The organism is Micromonospora arida (assembly GCF_003857035.1).
GTDB classification, from domain to species: Bacteria; Actinomycetota; Actinomycetes; order Mycobacteriales; family Micromonosporaceae; genus Micromonospora; species Micromonospora arida.
In genome coordinates, this window is sequence record NZ_QGSY01000201.1 from 1 (window position 1) to 1,982 (window position 1,982).

Annotated in this window: 3 protein-coding genes; all 3 read right to left on the bottom strand. The window is 71.1% G+C overall.

Going from position 1 to position 1,982, the window contains the following annotated elements; genetic code table 11:
• Positions 1–4: 4 nt before the first annotated feature.
• Positions 5–655, bottom strand: coding sequence for an aminodeoxychorismate/anthranilate synthase component II (locus DLJ58_RS19225; protein WP_124858348.1), 651 nt, complete (start codon positions 653–655; stop codon positions 5–7).
• Positions 656–657: 2 nt separating this feature from the next.
• Complete coding sequence (locus DLJ58_RS19230) at positions 658–939, bottom strand: hypothetical protein (protein WP_091396345.1); 282 nt, start codon at positions 937–939, stop codon at positions 658–660.
• Positions 940–943: 4 nt separating this feature from the next.
• A partial coding sequence (locus DLJ58_RS19235; protein ID WP_244219027.1) for a class E sortase occupies positions 944–1,982 on the bottom strand: 1,039 nt, incomplete at its 5' end.

The window sequence follows — 1,982 nt, forward strand, 5'->3', positions numbered from 1 at the left end:
GCCCTCAGGTGGTGGCGAAGGCCGCCAGACGACGCGCGTCCACCTCGGCGGCCAGCGCGGGTGCCCGCTCCAGCGCCTCGGGGTGACCGCAACTGGCCAGCCAGTTGGCCAGCATCAGGTGACCGCCCTCGGTGAGCACCGACTCCGGGTGGAACTGGACGCCCTCGATGGGCAGCGTCCGGTGCCGCATCGCCATCACCACGCCGGAGCCGGTCCAGCCGGTGACCTCCAGCTCGTCGGGGAGCGTCTCGGGCAGCACGGCGAGCGAGTGGTACCGGGTGGCGGTGAACGGGTCGGGCAGACCGGCGAGTACGCCGACCGAGTGGTGTCGCACCTCGGACGTCTTGCCGTGCAACAGCTCAGGGGCGCGTGTCACGGTCGCCCCGAAGGCTTCGCCGATCGCCTGATGGCCGAGGCAGACGCCGAAGATCGGCAGCTGGCCCGCGTACGCCCGGATGACGTCCAGGCAGATGCCGGCCCGGTCCGGGGTGCCCGGCCCGGGCGACAGCAGGATGCCGTCGGCGCCAACCGTGCCCACCTCGGCGACGTCGATCTCGTCGTTGCGGCGAACCTCGCAGTCCACACCGAGCTGGCCCAGGTACTGCACGAGGTTGAAGACGAACGAGTCGTAGTTGTCGATCACCAGGACGCGCATGGTCACCTGCTCGGGGAGGGAGGCGCTGGGTTGTTCTGGTCGGTGTCGTAGGGCAGTTCGTGCTCGTCGCCGGTCGGGGTCTCCCCGGTCACCGGGTCGCCACCGCCACCTGTCTCGGCGGGTACGCCGGACTCGACCTGCACGTCGTCGAAGGGCAGTAGCGGCTCGGCCCACGGGAAGGCGACGTACCACAGCAGGGCCACAGTGGCGGCGACCAGCAGCACCGAGCCGGTCAACTTCCCGACCACGCCGAACGGCAGCTTGCGCCAGATGAACGCGTACATCGGGTCAGCCTCCCAGCTCCGCAGGGCGGCCCGCGGACTTGGGTTGGGTACGGTCCAGCTCGGCGTGGATGATCAGCCGCTGGTAGTTGTCGAACTTCGGGTTGCACGTGGTCAGGGTGAGCATCCGCTTGGTCGCCTTCTTGTCCGGCTCGCCGGGCACCGGCGCCACCACCTCGACCTGGGTCGGTCGGACGATGCGGGTCTGGGACACCCGGTAGACGTACCAGTCGGTCTTGCTCTCGACCACGATCGGGTCGCCCTCGTCCAGCTCGTCCAGCCGCCAGAAGGTGGCCCGGTTGCGGTGGCCGGCGACGGAGAAGTTGCCCACCTGACCGGGGAGCGCGCTGGTCGGGTAGTGGCCGGGTGCGAACCGGATGTCCTGCTGGGTGACCCCCTCGACGACGACCCAGTTCTTGTCGAGCTTGGGGATGTAGAGGCCCGCGAGCGGCTTGCCGCGTACCGGTGGGGAGGGTTTGACGCTCGGGCCCACCGACGGAGCGACAGTGGGGTCGTCGGTCGGGCCCCACGCCTGAGCCAGCTCGTTGTTGAGGTCGTTCTGGTGGGCGTCGACGATGGCCGACTTGCCCCAGACCTCGTAGCCGGCGAAGAGCAGGACCACCAGACCGAAGGTGATCAGGATTTCGCCGGTGACGCGGATGCCGGTACGCAGTCGCGAGCCGAACGACGGGCGGGTCAGCTCGGAGTAGACGCTCTTGTAGCCCTCGCCGGTCTGGTGCGGCCGGAGTTGCACCACCCGCTCGCCGCGTCGGGGCTGGGGAGGCTCGGCGGGGTTGGCGCCGGCAGGCTCGTCCGGGACGGCGGTGCGGGGGACAGCACCCATCAACGCGGTCGAGTCCATGGTCGGCGGCCTGGTGGCAGGGGTGCCGGGCACGGCCGGAATCAACGCGGTGACGGCCGGGTCGGCGTCACGATCCCCGCCAGCGCTCGGCGGGACCCGGCCCGGCCCGGTCGACGGGACCCGGCTGGGCCCGGTCGACGGGAAGCCTTCCGGCCCGGCCGCTGCGACGCGGTCGGGGGCGGCC

Bases quoted from the DNA above. Each gene is read 5' to 3' on its own strand.
- DLJ58_RS19225 (WP_124858348.1), bottom strand. From the start codon at position 655: ATGCGCGTCCTGGTGATCGACAACTACGACTCGTTCGTCTTCAACCTC.
- DLJ58_RS19230 (WP_091396345.1), bottom strand. From the start codon at position 939: ATGTACGCGTTCATCTGGCGCAAGCTGCCGTTCGGCGTGGTCGGGAAG.